This window comes from Nocardioides luteus (assembly GCF_014648595.1).
In the GTDB taxonomy this organism is placed as follows: domain Bacteria; phylum Actinomycetota; class Actinomycetes; order Propionibacteriales; family Nocardioidaceae; genus Nocardioides; species Nocardioides luteus.
The window spans coordinates 34,160-49,143 of sequence record NZ_BMRK01000009.1 but is presented as its reverse complement, the minus strand read 5'-3'; the positions used below and the strand labels follow the sequence as shown (position 1 = coordinate 49,143).

General features: G+C 66.7%; 18 protein-coding genes. 13 read left to right on the top strand and 5 right to left on the bottom strand.

Annotation, left to right across the window (positions count from 1 at the left end; genetic code table 11):
* Nucleotides 1-274 precede the first annotated feature (274 nt).
* Nucleotides 275-748: an SHOCT domain-containing protein gene (locus IEY81_RS12815; protein ID WP_229787802.1), complete on the top strand. Its 474-nt coding sequence runs from the start codon at nt 275-277 to the stop codon at nt 746-748.
* A gap of 231 nt (nt 749-979) precedes the next feature.
* On the opposite strand, the gene IEY81_RS12810 is transcribed toward IEY81_RS12815, so the two are convergent.
* Entirely contained in the window at nt 980-1,429 is a 450-nt protein-coding gene (locus IEY81_RS12810; RefSeq protein WP_189118866.1) for a nuclear transport factor 2 family protein, read from the bottom strand.
* A gap of 60 nt (nt 1,430-1,489) precedes the next feature.
* On the bottom strand, nt 1,490-1,942 hold the full coding sequence (locus IEY81_RS12805) for an Rrf2 family transcriptional regulator (protein WP_189118865.1): 453 nt from the start codon (nt 1,940-1,942) through the stop codon (nt 1,490-1,492).
* Between the two features lie 108 nt (nt 1,943-2,050).
* On the opposite strand from IEY81_RS12805, the gene IEY81_RS12800 reads away from it, so the two are divergent.
* Both IEY81_RS12800 and IEY81_RS12795 read left to right on the top strand, forming a co-directional pair.
* The gene (locus tag IEY81_RS12800) at nt 2,051-2,791 is read left to right on the top strand and encodes an SDR family NAD(P)-dependent oxidoreductase (protein WP_189118864.1); all 741 of its coding nucleotides are present in this window, start codon (nt 2,051-2,053) and stop codon (nt 2,789-2,791) included.
* Nucleotides 2,792-2,840: 49 nt separating this feature from the next.
* Complete coding sequence (locus tag IEY81_RS12795; RefSeq protein WP_189118863.1) at nt 2,841-3,815, top strand: saccharopine dehydrogenase family protein; 975 nt, start codon at nt 2,841-2,843, stop codon at nt 3,813-3,815.
* 77 nt (nt 3,816-3,892) lie between these two features.
* Here the strand turns inward: IEY81_RS12795 and IEY81_RS12790 are convergent, their stop codons facing one another.
* Both IEY81_RS12790 and IEY81_RS12785 read right to left on the bottom strand, forming a co-directional pair.
* Nucleotides 3,893-4,240 carry a YybH family protein gene (locus IEY81_RS12790; protein WP_189118862.1) on the bottom strand — a complete coding sequence of 116 codons (348 nt, stop codon included), beginning with the start codon at nt 4,238-4,240 and terminating at the stop codon, nt 3,893-3,895.
* Nucleotides 4,241-4,470: 230 nt separating this feature from the next.
* Nucleotides 4,471-5,529 (bottom strand): aldo/keto reductase, encoded by a 1,059-nt coding sequence (locus IEY81_RS12785; RefSeq protein WP_189118861.1) that lies wholly within the window; start codon nt 5,527-5,529, stop codon nt 4,471-4,473.
* Between the two features lie 269 nt (nt 5,530-5,798).
* Between IEY81_RS12785 and IEY81_RS12780 the strand changes: the two genes are divergently transcribed.
* The 6 genes from IEY81_RS12780 to IEY81_RS12755 all read left to right on the top strand — a co-directional run bounded on the left by IEY81_RS12780 (nt 5,799) and on the right by IEY81_RS12755 (nt 9,610).
* Nucleotides 5,799-6,371 (top strand): TetR/AcrR family transcriptional regulator, encoded by a 573-nt coding sequence (locus tag IEY81_RS12780; protein ID WP_229787800.1) that lies wholly within the window; start codon nt 5,799-5,801, stop codon nt 6,369-6,371.
* Nucleotides 6,364-6,735: a nucleoside triphosphate pyrophosphohydrolase family protein gene (locus IEY81_RS12775; protein WP_189118859.1), complete on the top strand. Its 372-nt coding sequence runs from the start codon at nt 6,364-6,366 to the stop codon at nt 6,733-6,735. The genes IEY81_RS12780 and IEY81_RS12775 overlap by 8 nt, the downstream gene beginning before the upstream one ends.
* Nucleotides 6,736-6,790: 55 nt before the next feature.
* On the top strand, nt 6,791-7,378 hold the full coding sequence (locus tag IEY81_RS12770; protein ID WP_189118858.1) for a GyrI-like domain-containing protein: 588 nt from the start codon (nt 6,791-6,793) through the stop codon (nt 7,376-7,378).
* A gap of 99 nt (nt 7,379-7,477) precedes the next feature.
* The gene (locus IEY81_RS12765; RefSeq protein WP_189118857.1) at nt 7,478-8,320 is read left to right on the top strand and encodes a helix-turn-helix transcriptional regulator; all 843 of its coding nucleotides are present in this window, start codon (nt 7,478-7,480) and stop codon (nt 8,318-8,320) included.
* A 713-nt stretch (nt 8,321-9,033) separates the two neighbouring features.
* Nucleotides 9,034-9,237, top strand: coding sequence for a cold-shock protein (locus IEY81_RS12760; RefSeq protein ID WP_134720686.1), 204 nt, complete (start codon nt 9,034-9,036; stop codon nt 9,235-9,237).
* Between the two features lie 226 nt (nt 9,238-9,463).
* The gene (locus IEY81_RS12755; RefSeq protein ID WP_189118856.1) at nt 9,464-9,610 is read left to right on the top strand and encodes a hypothetical protein; all 147 of its coding nucleotides are present in this window, start codon (nt 9,464-9,466) and stop codon (nt 9,608-9,610) included.
* Nucleotides 9,611-9,616: 6 nt separating this feature from the next.
* Here IEY81_RS12755 and IEY81_RS12750 read toward each other — a convergent pair whose 3' ends face one another.
* Nucleotides 9,617-10,750: a hypothetical protein gene (locus tag IEY81_RS12750; RefSeq protein WP_189118855.1), complete on the bottom strand. Its 1,134-nt coding sequence runs from the start codon at nt 10,748-10,750 to the stop codon at nt 9,617-9,619.
* Nucleotides 10,751-10,800: 50 nt separating this feature from the next.
* Between IEY81_RS12750 and IEY81_RS12745 the strand changes: the two genes are divergently transcribed.
* From IEY81_RS12745 to pstA, 4 genes are all read left to right on the top strand, one after another.
* Nucleotides 10,801-11,667, top strand: a complete 867-nt coding sequence (locus IEY81_RS12745; protein ID WP_189118854.1) for an NUDIX hydrolase — start codon at nt 10,801-10,803, stop codon at nt 11,665-11,667.
* 172 nt (nt 11,668-11,839) lie between these two features.
* Complete coding sequence (locus tag IEY81_RS12740; RefSeq protein WP_189118853.1) at nt 11,840-12,937, top strand: phosphate ABC transporter substrate-binding protein PstS; 1,098 nt, start codon at nt 11,840-11,842, stop codon at nt 12,935-12,937.
* Between the two features lie 41 nt (nt 12,938-12,978).
* A complete protein-coding gene (gene pstC / locus IEY81_RS12735; protein WP_229787798.1) occupies nt 12,979-13,926 on the top strand; it encodes a phosphate ABC transporter permease subunit PstC in 948 nt (315 codons plus the stop codon).
* On the top strand, nt 13,923-14,978 hold the full coding sequence (gene pstA, locus IEY81_RS12730; RefSeq protein WP_189118852.1) for a phosphate ABC transporter permease PstA: 1,056 nt from the start codon (nt 13,923-13,925) through the stop codon (nt 14,976-14,978). Before pstC ends, pstA begins: the two co-directional genes overlap by 4 nt.
* Nucleotides 14,979-14,984: the final 6 nt, after the last annotated feature.

Here is a 14,984-nt window from a genome sequence, read left to right as displayed (position 1 = left end):
GGAAGTCCGTACGACGATGGTCATGCTCCTCCGAGGTCACTTCGCTGTGCGTCTGCCGGATGGTGAGCAAGAGATGAAGCGAGAGGGCGACTTCGTGGTTTTCGGGCCGGGCACACCTCATTCTTGGCAGGCGTTCGATGACTCGGTCGTACTCACGGTGCGGTGGCCGTCGGTCGTCTGATTAGGGACGTGACCTCATTTGTTGGGTCCTCATTATTCGGTAAGCCACCGAGGCGGGAGTTGATTCGGCGTACACGCAGGGCACGCTGAGCGGGTGAGTCAACTCGATGACCGTCGCTTCTATCCGGTATCGCCTGATGTCGCCTATGCCGCTCTCGTGGAAGCGGTACGGGACGTGCGATTCACGCTCAAAGCGAAGGACGATTTCGGAAAAGCCGTCCGCGTCGGTACGCCGATGAGCGGCTTTTCATGGGGTGCGACGCTGTCCCTATCTGTGACGCCCGAGCCGTCGGGTTCGTCCATACAGGTCTCCGGGGGCGCCAACATGAAGGCGAACCTGACCGCGCGCGGACCTGAGGCCAAGAACGTAACCAGACTTCTCGCCGCGGTCTCCGCAAGGGTTCAAAAGTACGTTGAGTCCGGCGGCACTGTCGAGGCGAACGATGCGGCAGGCCCAAGGCGTTCAAGTTTGCCCGACGAATTGGCTCGGCTCGGTGACCTCAAGGCGCGAGGGCTCATCACTAACTCCGAGTTCCAGACTGCCAAGGCCAAGCTTTTGGCGGACTGATCGGGGGACCCGGCGCGCTAGTTGCCCTCGGAGTCTTGGCGCCATTTGCAGCGTGCTCGGGCTACGCCATGCAAGAACTTGCGAATAGGGCCAATTCGGCGCGGAGCTTCTGTGTTGGCTATGTCTTCCAGCGCACTGACGAGACGCGCCCGGCTCTCGGATAGTGATGCGTACGCATGCGCGCCGATGCTAGATGTTCTTCGCCTTCATCAGACCCGGACCCTGGTCCGACTAGGCCCCTGAGACCACGCTTGCGTCGCCGGTAGTCCAGACCGTGTGCAGTTCGCGGCGACGGATGCGCCAGCCGTCCTTGGTTCGAACGAAGTAGTCCGTGTATGTACCGCCGGTGTGGTAATGGCCCCCGCCACGATGGTGATGGGCGATGACCTGCGTACGCGTTCGTACGCCGTCGTCGGTGAGGTCGAACCACATGGCGCCCAAGAAGTGTTGGGTCGCGTCGATCCGCCCCATGAGGCCGCCGACAGACTCCGCGATGGCGTGCGCGCCGCGGGCGAGCACCCCAGTGAACGCGTCAGCGCCCGGGATGTATGCCTCGAAGGTGTTCTCGAGTTCTGCGGTGTCCGTGAACACGCTGGCGATCCGGTCGAAGTCCCGACCGTCGAGCGCCTCGACGTAGTCGAGGATCACTGACTTGATCTCGGCCTCGTCGTGAGTGTCCACCTGCTGAGTGCTGTCTGTCATTCTTCTTGTCCTTGCCGTGCTTCCGTTATCCGCCCGGTCTCAGTGGCCGGAGCGGGTTATGTATAGCGCGAGCGCGTTGTGGAGCACGTCCGCGACTGTGACTTTCTCCAGTTCCTCGCACAATGCGCGCTGCGCGTCGCGGTAGGTCTTGGTCAACACGTCGTGGATGCCGTAGCCCACGTAGCACTCGGGGTCAGGTGGCGCGGATGGGAGGGCAAAGATTTCGCCCTCTCCCACTGCGCGGTAGACGTCTAAGAGGGTGATGGTCGCCGCGTCGCGTGCGAGCTGCCAGCCGCCCGATCGTCCACGGCTTCCTTCCACGAGGCCTGCGGTCTTGAGTTGTCCGAGTGTCCGGCGGATCACCACGGCGTTGGTGTTCACGCTGGTGGCGATTCGTTCTGACGTGCCGACCTCCTTGTCGGTCCCACGGCGGTCGTAGGCGATCCATGCCAGGACGTGGACCGCAACACTCATCCGGCTGTTCGTACTCATAAGTGAGACCACCATCCTCGTTTGACGTAACTGCAACAGTTACATATGTTATCACGTAACAGTCGCAGTTACATTAGACCTTGCGGGGTCGATGGATGGGAGTTCCTCGTGGAAAGCAGGCTCAAGGAGAAGCGCGCACTGGTCACGGGAGGCGCGCGTGGGATCGGCGCCGCTGTGGTCGAGAATCTGGCGGCCGAAGGCGCGGACGTGACGTTTACCTACGCGACGTCGCACGCGGCCGCCGAGCGGCTGGTCAAGCGGGTGCAGGAGACTGGAGGGAGGGCCAGTGCAGTGGCCGTGGACAGCTCTGACCGGGATCAGCTGCGCCGCCTCGTGGAGGACGTCTCGTCCTCGGCTGGCCTAGATATCGTGGTGGCCAATGCGGGGGGTGGAACCATCAAGCCGCTGGCTGAGCTCGACGATGCGGCGATTGATCGCATGATCGATGTGAACGTTCGCGGCACGGTCGATCTCATTCGGTTCGCGAGCCCTCACCTTCGTCCCGGAGGCCGGGTCATCACAATCGGCAGTGCCAGCGCGCACTACATGCCAGACGACGGGACGTCCGTCTACGGCATGACCAAGGCTGCCGTGGCGGGTCTGGTTCAGGGTTTGGCGCGCGAGTTCGGGCCTCGGCAGATCACCGTGAACAACGTCCAGCCCGGACCGGTGAACACGGATGCGAACCCGGCCGACGGCCCAGTCTCAGACCGGCTGCGTTCACTGATTCCAATTGGGCGCTTCGGTCGCGTGGGTGAGGTCGCCTCCCTGGTGACCTACCTCGCCAGCGACGCGGCGACCCTCGTCAACGGAGCCTCTATCGACGTCGACGGCGGCTACAGCTCGTGACGGCCGGCACAGGCAGAAAGACACCCAAGATCGCACGGGAAGAAGAGAAGTGAACAAGCCAGTACTGATCTACGGTGCCACCGGATATACCGGCCAGCTCATAGCCGCCCACGCACGCGACCGCGGATTGGCTATCGTCGTCGCTGGGCGAAGCCACGACCGCGTCGATAAGCTTGCCGCTTCGCTGGGTGTACCTGGCCGAGTGTTCGACCTGCTCGACCCAGAACAGACCGTCGCGGGACTGGATGGGGTGGTCGCCGTCTTGAACGTGGCGGGGCCGTTTCGTGAGACCGCCGAGCCGCTTATGCGGGCCGCGGTAGCCGCGGGCGTGCACTACCTGGACACAACCGCAGAGTTCTCGGTGTACGCCTTGGCAGAGTCTATGGGACCCCGTGCCGCACGCGCTGGAGTCATGGTGATGTCCGGAGTCGGGTGGGACGTCGTGCCAACGGACTCTCTTGCCGTCCACACCGCGGCCCGGGTCACCAACCCTGACCGCATCGCGATAGCGCTGCGAATCACTGGTGGATTCTCGCGGGGGTCGCTCGCTAGCGCGGCGGGAATCGGCGACCTAGGAGCCCTGGTTCGCGAGGCCGGAGACCTCATCACACTGCCGGTTCCCGAGGCCCGAACGTTCGACCTGGGCAACGGCCAGGAGGACTACACGCTCGCACCGATGGGCGACTTGATTACCGCCCGGCGCTCGACCGGGATCGGAAACATTCGCGTTTACATGCGCACCGACGCGGGCTTTCCCTCCGTCGACGACGACGCGAGCGGGCCCACGCCCGAGGAACGCGCTCAGGGGCGCTATTCGGCCCTGGTCGAGGCGTTTGGGCAGCAGGGGGAGGTGGCTCGGTCGGTGATCAGCACGCCGACCGGCTACACCTTCACGCAGCACAGCTCCGTCGAGATAGCCAGCCGCGTCGCGGCCGGTGACTTCCAGCCGGGTTTTCAGAGCCCGGCCTCGGCGTACGGGCAGCTGGCGACAGCCATCGAGGGCACGCTCATCACCGACCTCTGAGGGCAGAGGATCCCGCGTTGTCCGGGCCGCCGGCCGCAGCCCGGACAACGCGGGGAGCGCAGACGACACGCTCGCGCCTACCGGCGCAGGTCGGCCCTCACGTGCTGGATCAGATGGTCGGCTGTCAGGGTGATGTCGAAGATCCCGCCGATACGCCGCTCAGGAAATGTGCCGGTGAACTCGACCTCGACGTGGAGGTAGCCGTCGCGCGGCTCGGTGCTGATTAGACGGGTCTGGGTGTTGTATCCGATGAAGTAAGACCGAAAGTATTCGCCGATCCCTGCATGCCCCTCGAAGACGTCCCCAACCGAGGGATCGTCGAGGACGGCATCGGCGGCAAAGAACGCCAGGTAACCGGTCGGATCATGTGCGTTGGTCGCGGCAATCCAGTCGGTGATGGTGGTGTTCTCAGGACTGCTCTGCATGTGTCGTCTCCTTGGGTGGTGGTGTGCCGATTGATCGGGAGATGGGTTGGACGCCAGAGGTGGGCCGTCGTCCCGACTCAGGTTTGTGTTGGGATGGACGAACTGGCGTTCGCGGCTATGAGGTGGCGTAGTCGACGTCTGTGGGCGCCTCTGTCAATGCCTCGGGGCGGACGAGACATTGCGGACGTGCGGAGTCCGGTGGCGACGGGTGGCCGACAGTGCGGCGGCGTTCATCGCTGGAAAGCTCTCGAGGTGAGGCCGTTGATGGTCGTGGGTCCGTACTGGAAGGGTAGGGCGATGCTGTCCATCACCGTCATCGGATAGTCGAGCGTTGGCGTGGTCATCGCGGACAGCCGGGCCAGATGCTCGGCGTTGAGGTCGATGTCGATCGAAGCGAGGTTGTCGTTCAGTTGGTCGACGGTGCGCGGCCCGATCAGTGTGGACGTGACGGCGTCCTGCTGTCGCACCCATGCCAGGGCGACGCCGGCAACCGTGCCGCCCGCGTCATCGGCGATCTCTTCCATGACCTCGACCAGGTCGAACAGCGCGTCGCCGACGTGGGGCGCAACATGCGCACCGCGACGACTGTCGCCGGCGGTCGGCGTCGCTCGCGTGTACTTACCGGATAGTGCCCCGCTAGCCAAGGGGCTCCATGGAACGATGGCGAGGCCGAGTTCCTTCGCGAGACCGAACTGTTCGCCCTCCGGAGTCCGGGCCAGCAGGGAGTACTCGTCCTGAAGCGCCGCGATCGGAGTCCGGTCTCGCCATTCAGCGAGTGTGACCGCGCGGGCGACCCACCAGGCGGGCGTGTTGGACACGCCGATCGCCCGAACCTTCCCGGCCCGGACGAGGTCGTCGAGCGTGGACAGTGTCTCCTCCATTGGGGTGTGCCGGTCCCACTGGTGCATCCAGTACAGGTCGACGTAGTCCGTTCGCAGGCGTCGCAAGGAAGCGTCGATCTCCTCGTGAATCGCCTTGCGGCTGGCCCCGCCCGCATTCGGGTCGTCTGGACGCATGGTCCCGCCGAACTTCGTGGCGAGCACTGCCCGCTGGCGGCGCTCTGGCCGCTCCGCGAAGTAGCGGCCCAGCACCTCCTCGGACTGGCCCCCGTTGTAGGCGTTAGCTGTGTCGACGAAGTTGCCGCCGAGGTCGAAGTAGCGGTCCAGGATGCTGAAGGCGTCCGCGGGTGCGGTGCCCCAGCTGCCGTCGTCGAAGTTCATGGCGCCGAGCGCTAGGGGACTGACCCGCAGTCCGCTGCGGCCCAGGGTGCGGTAGTGGTCAAGAGGCACGGTTGTTCACCTTCCTGGTCGGAGGAGTGGCCCCCGGTGGGGGCGACGCACGGCCAGCCTGCGCCGCTGCAGCCAGGCGAGGAAGGGTGCGCGAGGCAGGGAGCACTGCACCCCCTTTCGGCTCATGGTCGGCCGTGACAGGGCCGCGGCCCTGTGGCACAATATTTTGTACCAAGCGTTATGAAAACCAGAAGTGATGACGGAGTGTGACCATGGCTGGACCAGGAAGACCTCGCAGGTTCGACGCTGACGAGGTACTGGATGCCGCGGTGGAAGTTTTCTGGAGACGCGGCTTTGAAGGCGCCAGCCTGTCGGAGTTGTCGGCCACGATGGGCATCAACAAGCCGAGCATCTATGCAGCATTCGGCGACAAGGCCCAACTGTTCCAGTCTGCGCTACGCCGCTATGTCGAGCGCAACATGGAGTACGTCACTGAGGCCCTGCAGCAGCCGACGGCACGAACGTGCGCGGAGGCCTTCCTCACTGGCAATGCCCGTGCCGTGACCGTCCCCGGGCAGCCGGCAGGCTGCTTGTCCGTGCAGGCCGTCTCCGCCCCGGCCGAGTCGGGCGAGTACGCCGTGCTCGCCCAGAACCGCGCGACGGTCCAGCAGCTTTTCGCCGACCGGTTCCGTCGCGCGATCACCGACGGCGATCTGCCTGCGGACGAGGACCCTGACGATCTCGCCGCCTTTCTCATCACGCTCAGCAGCGGCTTCGCAATCCGTGCCGCCGACGGGACGCCGCGAAGGTCTCTGCTGGCCAGCGTCAACAGGGCGATGTCTGCCTTCCCGGCGCCCCCTGATAACCGACCCACCAACTCGAAGGAGAGCACCCATGCCTGAGCCCACCGCATCACTCGACACCGCCCGCGAGCAGGCGCTGGCCGTCCGCGCCCTCTATGAAGTACTGGAGGAGCGCTTCAACGGCAAGACCTGGTCGATGCACGAGTTGATGATCGGCTTCACCAACGACGTTGGGTACATCGGGCGCCTTTTGCTCGCCAACGAGGGCACCTGGGGCATCGACGGCGACCCGCGCGCGGAGCTTGAGCACAAGCTCGCTGAGTCGATGTGGTGGACGTTCGTCCTGGCCGACAAGCTCGGCATCGACCTCGATGAGGCCTACGCCCGGACCATGAATCGGATTGGGGCTGGGCTGAAGTCCACGATCGCGCGGACCGCCCCCGCCGGGCCCGAGTCCGACTGATTTCACACGGCACTACACCTCCCGCCACGCCTCCGCAACACCGGAAAGAGGATCCATGTCTGTCTCGCAGCCCACCCACCACCTGCACGCCGCCGACGAGCCCGAGCACGTCCTGGCGCCTGCGGCCACCTACGTCGCTGTCTTGGGCGCCGGGTCACCGGGAACCGACGAGTTCTACCGGAAGAAGACCCTGGTCACCGAAATCGCCCGACACCTAAACGAGTCCGGCACCGTGCCGGCCGAAGAGATTCAGTACTGGTATCCGCAGGATTCCGAGCCCGTCGAGATCGCCGACTTCTATAGTGTGAACCCGGTCCCCTCCCTGCTTTACCGAGTGCTGGCGCAGGTGCCCCCTGGAACCACTAGGCAGGACATCGAGGACGCCCGGGCCAGAGCGGCCAGCGCCGCGGACACGATGTCGGATGAAGTCGCCGTCTTCGCCATTCCCGAACAAGACGTCGTACAGGTCATGCACCACGGCCCCTTCGCCGAGGAGTTCACCACGCTCGGGCGACTTGGCGACTTCGCGCGGCAGCGCGGTCTTCACCGGAGTGGCCCTCATCACGAGATTCATCTGGACGCCTTCACCCGCGACACGCCCCAACACTCCTTGCGCACGATCCTGCGCGACCCGGTCACATGAACGGCCCGTTGCACGGACACTGCGGTGGCAAGGCCTCGCCGCGAGGCAGGGAGCGCCGCACCCTGCCTGTGCTGGATGAGTGCGGTTAGCGTGAAGCACATGGCGACATCACCTGGCCCGCTGGGCGAGTTCCTGAGCGCGCAGCGCGCCCGCATCACGCCCGCCGACGTCGGCTTGCCCGACGTCGGCGGGCGGCGGGTGGCCGGGCTGCGCCGCGAGGAGGTAGCCGTACTGGCCGGCGTCAGCGTCGACTACTACACCAGACTCGAACAGGGCCGGGAGCGGAGCCCGTCGGCCCAGGTGGTCGACGCCCTGTGCACCGCGTTGCGACTCAGCCCCGACGCGCGGGAGCACACCTTCCGCCTCGCAAGGCTCGCGCCCGCGATCCAACCTGAGCCAGGACCGGTCAGCCCCGAGTTGCTCCAGCTCATGGACGCCTTCCCTCATGCCGCGGCCTACGTCGTGGAGCCCGGATTCCAGATCCTGGCCGCCAATACCACGGCCAAGGCACTCCTCGGCCCGTCGCAGCTGTCCCTCGGTGCATTTGACTACCTCTTCGTCGACCCCGCTGCGCGAACCTACTTCGAACACTGGGACCAAGTCGCACGCTCGGCGGTCAGCGCTCTCCGCCTGGCTGCTGGCTTCACCAAGCCACATCCGGCCGTCCCTCCCCTCGTGTCCCGCATGCTCGTCGCGTCGTCGGAGTTCGCGTCGTTCTGGGCCGACCAGACAGTGGCGGGTCTCACTTTGACCGAGAAGATCATCAACCACCCCGACGTCGGCCGGTTGACCCTGAGCTACCAGACCCTTGACGTCCGCGACGCCCCCGGCCAGCAACTCACCGTCGCCACGGCGGCGGCTGGATCAACTAGCGCCGATGCCCTCGCGCTTCTCGGCACACTCGAGGCCACTCGAACGTCGCGCCCGGGAGGACACCATTGATGGCGCGAATGACCCGCGAAGGCGATGCGATCGATACGTCACACGCTGCGAGTCCGGTCGGGGCCCTCATCCCGATGACGGCCGTTAGCACTTAGGACCGCTAGTCGCGCTCCAAGATTGGCCGTTCGTAAGGGATGAGCATGGCACCCGGTGACCCAGGTTGGCTCGGGTTTTCCGTGGTCTGACCGGGGAGGGCCCTCCCTATTCCTCCCCGGGAACAAACATCTTGGGATGTTTGGGCTGGTCAGAGCCTGCGGGGCTGTCCACTTTTAATCCATGGGTCGTCGGTTCGAGACCGACACGGCCTACCGCGACAAGACCCTCGCCCGGGCTCCGGGTGAGGGTCTTCTGTCCTCGTCGTCGGCGTCCGATCCCTCCGGAAACACGCCCGGACGGAGGCGCGGCGAGAGGCTGCGTACGTGCCGCTGAGCGGCTCTTTCGCAGCTTTGTTGCGGAACCTTCACCGCTTCGCACGTAAAACGATCGGTCAAGGGGGGTTCCCCCAGGCGCGGGAGTTGCTAATGTCACTCCCGCAACAGGAGCAAGTTCCAGAAGGTCTGACGCCTGCGGAGTTTGTGATCCAACGGCGTTTCTGCTCTGTGCTCGCCCGGGCCCCGGTTCGGGAACACAGGTCGGAGCGACGTGTCACCCGCCCCTGATGCGGGGCTACCGAACCTGGTGGCCTCTCGCCCCGACTAAGGAGTAACGAGCAGATGGCTCAGGGCACCGTTAAGTGGTTCAACGCCGAGAAGGGTTTCGGCTTCATCGCGCAGGAGGACGGCGGCGACGACGTCTTCGTGCACTACTCGGCGATCCAGACGCAGGGCTACAAGTCCCTGGACGAGAACCAGAAGGTCGAGTTCGACGTCACTCAGGGCCCGAAGGGTCCGCAGGCGGAGAACGTTCGTCCTCTCTGATCAATCAAGGCGATCTCGGGTTCGGCGTCAGCCGACACTGATCATCTGCAACGAGGCCCCAGCCGTTCGGCTGGGGCCTCGTGGTCTGATTGGAGCCCTCTCAGGCTTCTGTGTCACGCTTGATGTGACAACTTTTGATGGTTCTTGACGGATCAGCGCGCAGATCGACCACAACTGGGCGATGATGGGACGACGAGCTTGTGGGTGACGTGAGGAGGCGGCGGGCGTGGCGGATCAGTTCGATGTGACGCTGGAAGATCCCGAGCTGCTCCTCGAGGTCGAGCTCACCACCAACCTCATCGTCGCGGCCAGCGAGTCCGAGGACCATCTCTCCCAGGAGGAGATCGACCGGATCCTCGGGATCCTTCCGTAGGGCGCCTCAGCAGGTCGCGAAGAGCAGCGGCCCGTTCGCCAGGTCGGAGAGCACGGCCGCGTCGTCCTTCGGCCGCAGCTGCATGGTGACGACCTCGTCCTCGGCGGCGACCTTGCCGAGCGCGAACCGCTCGTCGAAGGTGCCGCCCTGGCCCGGCGCGGGTCCGACGGCGAGCTTGGCCCGGGTGTCGGCATTCGTACGCGCCTGGTCGTCGTTCTCGAACGACATCGCGACGCGTACGTCGCCGCTCTTCTCGGCGGCCATCGCGAAGCCCGCGATCGGGTTGATGTCGCCGGCGGCGTCGACGAGACCGTCGGCCTGATCCTGGTCGGCGGCCGACGCGCTGCCCAGACCGATCTCGCCGCAGGTGAAGTCACCGTCGTAGACGTAGGCCGAGAGCGGGTCCTCGAGCCGCTCGGCCGCCTGCGTCATCGGGTCGTTCAGGTGGCCGTCACCGAGGGTCTCGACCTGGTCGCTGAGATAGCGCCGGCCGTCGGAGGCGAGGACGAGATCGTGCTCGGGCACGAACGCGATGTAGGTGACCTGCGGGGTGATCGTGGAGTCGATGCCGGAGTCGGTGAAGGTGGAGAACGGCACCAGCGAGCCGTCCCAGACGCCGCCGTCGGCGGGGTCGTCCTCCGGAGCGGTGAAGCCCATCGAGGTGAGCTGGTCGGCGAGGTGCTCGGCGTCCATGTCCGAGAGATGTCCCATCATGAGCGCGCCCTCGGTCGACTGGGTGTAGAGCTCCCAGTCGAGGGTCGCCGGCGACCAGCCGAAGTGCTGCTGGAGCAGCCCGGACGCGTCGGGCAGCACGGAGGTCGAGGTGAGGTCCTTGGTGTAGGCCTCGTCGATCATCTCGTGCACCTCCTCCGGGGAGGAGTCGGCGTCGAGGTCGGCCCCGAGGCTCTGTCGGATGCCCGACCAGTCGGTGAACGAGACACGGGTCGCCTCGTCCGGAGCCAGCCTCAACGCCTTGTCGAGATCGTCCCCGCGGGCCGCCCACGCCCGGGCCAGGAAGATGACGAGCGCGAGCACCACGACGCCCACCGCGACGGTGACGACGGGGTGGGCGCGTACGACTCGGGACGAGCGGTCTGCCCACATCCTGGGGCGTTCGAGAAGCTGGGGGGAGGGCGGCATCCCGACGAACCTTAGACGAACGGGTCGTCTTCTCGACATACCCTGTGTCCATGCCCGAGATCCCGGCCGCCGGCGTGGTGGTCTTTCGTGAGCACGGTGGCCGGGCCGAGGTGGCACTGGTCCACAGACCCAAGTACGACGACTGGTCCTTCCCCAAGGGCAAGGTCGACCCGGGGGAGAGCCTGCCGGTGACCGCGATCCGCGAGGCCTTGGAGGAGACCGGCCTGCGGGTCGCGCTCGGCCGTCCGCTGCGGCCGCAGCGGTATCCGGTCGAGGCCGGCACGAAGGTGGTCCACTACTGGGTGGCCCGCACCGCGGCCGGCACCAGCGACGTGGTCGACGACTACCCGGCCAACGACGAGATCGACCGGGTCGAGTGGCTCTCGGTGAAGAAGGCGCGCAAGCGGCTCAGCTATCTGCACGACCGCGAGACGCTGCAGCAGGCCGAGGACGTACGCCACCCCTCCACGCCCCTCATCGTCCTGCGCCACGCGGTGGCCGTCCGTCGTTCTGCCTGGGAGGGTGAGGACGCGGCGCGGCCGCTCGACGACTCCGGGCGCACCCAGGCGGTCACGCTGGCCGGGCTGCTGACGGCCTACGACGTGCGCCGGGTGATCACCTCGAGCAGCACCCGCTGCGTGCAGTCGGTGGCTCCCTACGCCGGGCTCGCCGAGATCGTGCCGGAGCAGACGAGCCTGCTGAGCGAGGAGGGCGCCGACAGGGAAAGCGCGTCCGCGCTGGCCGCGAAGGTCCTGGGCGACCTGACGGTCCCGACCGTGATCTGCACGCACCGTCCGGTGCTGCCGTGGCTCTTCGAAGGGCTGGGCGTGCGTGACCCGAAGCTGGCGAAGGGTGGACTGGCGGTGCTCCACGTCGCCGCCAGCGAGATCCGTGCGGTGGAGGAGCTCGAGGCCTGACCGGGCCTGAATCGAGCCTGTTCATCTTCTGTGTCTGCGACTGACACCGAGTTGCCATCGACTCTGCGCCCCGCGTTCAGGCTGTGTTCACCTACGCCGATCTTCCTGTCCACCTCGGCTCCCTACGGTCGTCACGACAACTCCGAATCGACTGTTTCATCAGGAGACTTGCGTGAACACCACCTCGCTGCGCCGGGCACTCGTCCCGGGCATCACGGCTGCGACTCTTGCTCTTGCGATCAGCGCCTGCGGCGCCGCCAACGAGCAGAACAGCGGCAGCGACGGGGAAGGCACCCTCTCGGGCACCATCAAGGGTGGCGGAGCCTCCTCGCAGGAGAAGGGCCAGGCGGCATGGGTCGCCGGCATCCAGGACGCGAACCCCGACCTCAGCGTCGTCTACGAGCCCGTCGGCTCGGGTTCGGGTCGTGAGGGCTTCGTCTCCGGCGGCTACCTCTTCGCCGGCACCGACTCCGCCCTCAACGACGACGAGGGCGAGCTGAGCAAGGCCAAGGAGAAGTGCGGCGCCGACCCGATCCAGGTCCCGGCGTACGTCTCGCCGATCGCCGTCGCCTTCAACGTCGAGGGTGTCGACGAGCTGAACCTCGACGCCGAGACGCTCAGTGCGATCTTCTCGGGAAAGATCACGAAGTGGAACGACGAGGCGATCACCGCGCTCAACTCGGAGGCCGACCTCCCGGACACCGCGATCACCCCGGTCCACCGCTCCGACGACTCGGGCACCCAGGAGAACTTCACCGACTACCTCTCCCAGGCCGGTGGCTGGTCCGAGAAGCCGGACGGTGAATGGCCTGCCGGCATCAAGGTTGGCGAGGGCGCCGACGGCACCGCCGGCGTCGTGACCGCGCTCCAGGGCGCCGGCTACATCGGCTTCCTGGACGAGTCCGCCGCGCGCGAGAACGACCTCACCACCGTCAAGGTCAAGGTCGGCGAGGACTTCGTCGAGCCGACCCCCGAGGCCGCCGCGAAGATCCTGGCCGCCTCGAAGCCGGCCGGGCTGAGCGACAACGACCTGGCCGTCGAGGTCGCCCGCACCACCACCGAGGCCGGCGTCTACCCGGTCGTGCTGGTCTCCTACCTGCTGGCCTGCCCGTCCTACGAGAACGCCGAGGACGCGGCCAACGTGAAGGGCTACCTCGAGTACGTCCTCTCCGAGGAGGGCCAGCAGGCCTCCGCCGACGAGGCCGGCTCTGCGCCGCTCGACCGGGAGATCGCCGACAAGGCCCTCGAGCTCGTCTCCGGGATCAAGTGAGTCTCCAGAGCTCTGAGATGGTAGCCGTCCGAGACGAAGCAGTGGGCGAAGCCGCGGACGGATCCGTGGCCGGAGCCGCGGTCGGGATCTCCGGCCGCGGCTCGGTCGGCGACATCGTCTTCCGCGGCTTCGCGGTCGCCGCTGCCGCGCTGATCCTGGTGGCCCTGGCCGCCGTCTTCATCTTCCTCGGCATCGAGGGCATCCCGGGCTTCGACGTGGACGAGCAGCACTATGCCGGCCAGGGCTCGTTCCTGGGGCTGGTCGTCCCGCTGCTGTTCGCCACGATGTACGCAGCCGTGCTGGCGCTGATCATCGCGGTGCCGTTCTCGGTGGCGATCGCGCTGTTCATCAGCCACTACGCGCCGAGGCGGATCGCCGTCCCGGTGGCGTACGTCATCGACCTGCTCGCGGCGGTGCCGTCGGTCGTCTTCGGGCTCTGGGGCGCGGTCGCGCTCGGTCCCTACCTGGTGCCGGCGCACGGGTGGCTGGCCGAGAACCTGGCCTGGCTGCCGTTCTTCGACGGCCAGCCCTCGGGCAACGGGCGCACGCTGTTCACCGCTGCGATCGTGCTGGCGGTGATGATCCTGCCGATCATCACCTCGATCTGCCGCGAGGTCTTCGCGCAGACGCCGCGGCTGCACGAGGAGGCGGCACTGGCGCTGGGCGCCACGCGCTGGGAGATGGTCCGCTACGCGGTCTTCCCCTACGCCCGCTCCGGCATGGTCTCCGCCGTCATGCTCGGTCTCGGCCGTGCGCTCGGCGAGACCATGGCGATCGCGATGATCGCCTCGCCGAAGGTGGTCGTCTCGCTGTTCGTCATCGGCACCCAGAACCCGCAGACCATCGCGGCCCACATCGCGCAGGGCTACAAGGAGAGCACGCCCGACCGGTTGTCCGTGCTGATCGCGACCGGCCTGGTGCTGTTCGCCTTCACGTTCCTGGTCAACGCGCTCGCCCGCTGGATCGTCGCCCGAGGGAGGGCCAAGTGACCGATATCGACCTCTCCGCGCAAGAGACGGAGCTGTCCCACGCCACGCTCCCGCGAGGAGCCCAGTGGCTGGTCGCGATCGCGGCAGCTGCGCTGGGCGGGTTGAGCCTGGTGCTCGGCGCCGGCATCGTGGGTGCCGTCGCCGTCGGGGGGCTCGCCTTCGTCCTCGGCTACCCGCTGTGGGCGCTGCTCGTGGAGAACCGGCGCTCGGCGACCGACAAGCTCGTCACCGGGCTCGTCTGGACGGCCTTCGGCGTCGCGGTGATCCCGCTGATCTGGCTGATCTACATGGTCGTCGCCCGCGGCACCGCCGCGATCAGCCCGGAGTTCCTCACCTACTCGATGCGCTCGGTCACCGGCGACGAGCAGGGCGGCCTCTACCACGCGCTGATGGGCACCCTGATCGTCACCGGCATCGCCGCGCTGATCTCGATCCCGATCGGCATCATGACCGCGATCTACCTGATCGAGTACGGCAAGGGCAGCCGCCTCGCCAAGGCGATCACCTTCCTGGTCGACGTGATGACCGGGATCCCGTCGATCGTCGCGGGCCTCTTCGCGTTCGCGCTCTTCACCCTGGTCGTCGGCCCCGGGACCCGCTTCGGGTTCGGCGGCGGAGTCGCGCTCTCGCTGCTGATGATCCCAACCGTCGTCCGCTCGACCGAGGAGATGCTCAAGCTGGTCCCCGACGACCTGCGGGAGGCGGCGTACGCCCTCGGGGTGCCGAAGTGGCGCACCATCACCAAGATGGTGCTCCCGACCGCCGTCGGCGGCATCGTCACCGGCGTCGTGCTCTCCATCTCGCGGGTGATCGGCGAGACCGCACCGCTGCTGGTCGCCTCCGGCTTCAACCCCAACATGAACACCAACGCCCTCGAGGACAGCCCGATGATGACCGTGCCGGTCTTCATCTACACCCAGCTGTCCGAGGCCACGGCGAAGGGCGTCGAGTACGCCTGGGGCGGGGCGCTGGTGCTCTTCGTCCTCGTCATGGCCCTCAACCTCATCGCCCGCATCGTCGGCACGATCTTCGCCCCCAAGACCGGGCGCTAGGAGAAC

What these genes read in the sequence shown, in the direction of transcription:
- IEY81_RS12805 (WP_189118865.1), bottom strand. Translation starts at nt 1,942, where the DNA reads ATGAGTACGAACAGCCGGATGAGTGTTGCGGTCCACGTCCTGGCATGG.
- IEY81_RS12775 (WP_189118859.1), top strand. Translation starts at nt 6,364, where the DNA reads ATGCCTGAGCCCACCGCATCACTCGACACCGCCCGCGAGCAGGCGCTG.
- IEY81_RS12765 (WP_189118857.1), top strand. Translation starts at nt 7,478, where the DNA reads ATGGCGACATCACCTGGCCCGCTGGGCGAGTTCCTGAGCGCGCAGCGC.
- IEY81_RS12745 (WP_189118854.1), top strand. Translation starts at nt 10,801, where the DNA reads ATGCCCGAGATCCCGGCCGCCGGCGTGGTGGTCTTTCGTGAGCACGGT.
- IEY81_RS12750 (WP_189118855.1), bottom strand. Translation starts at nt 10,750, where the DNA reads ATGCCGCCCTCCCCCCAGCTTCTCGAACGCCCCAGGATGTGGGCAGAC.
- IEY81_RS12790 (WP_189118862.1), bottom strand. Translation starts at nt 4,240, where the DNA reads ATGCAGAGCAGTCCTGAGAACACCACCATCACCGACTGGATTGCCGCG.
- IEY81_RS12770 (WP_189118858.1), top strand. Translation starts at nt 6,791, where the DNA reads ATGTCTGTCTCGCAGCCCACCCACCACCTGCACGCCGCCGACGAGCCC.
- IEY81_RS12760 (WP_134720686.1), top strand. Translation starts at nt 9,034, where the DNA reads ATGGCTCAGGGCACCGTTAAGTGGTTCAACGCCGAGAAGGGTTTCGGC.